This window comes from Paenalicyclobacillus cellulosilyticus, from assembly GCF_014647315.1.
Classification (GTDB): Bacteria; Bacillota; Bacilli; order Alicyclobacillales; family Alicyclobacillaceae; genus Alicyclobacillus_J; species Alicyclobacillus_J cellulosilyticus.
The window spans coordinates 338-614 of sequence record NZ_BMOY01000125.1; the positions used below are offsets into that span (position 1 = coordinate 338).

The 277-nt window shown below is 41.5% G+C and carries 1 protein-coding gene; it reads right to left on the minus strand.

Going from position 1 to position 277, the window contains the following annotated elements:
- On the minus strand, window positions 1–117 hold a 117-nt coding region (locus IEX97_RS14055), incomplete at its 3' end, for a ubiquinol-cytochrome c reductase iron-sulfur subunit N-terminal domain-containing protein (RefSeq protein WP_373289466.1).
- Window positions 118–277 lie beyond the last annotated feature (160 nt).

Consider the following 277-nt stretch of genomic DNA (forward strand, 5'->3'; position numbering starts at 1 on the left):
CCAGGATGAAACAAAAGGAGTTAACGCACACAACGCACCAATCCCTCCTAAAACACCAGTTGAGGTTAATAAAAATTGGCGACGCTGTTCATCCACCAGCTCTTCATCTGGTTCCATTTCTGGGGTTGGATCGGTTTTGTCATTCACAGATGCATCATCCTGATTTTAAAAACGATAAAACCATTTATATCAAAGAATGAGCCCTTTGAAAACGGCGAACGTACGCTCACAAACATTTCAATCATAAAATACGGGTGAAGTACAAGCCTACAACTCG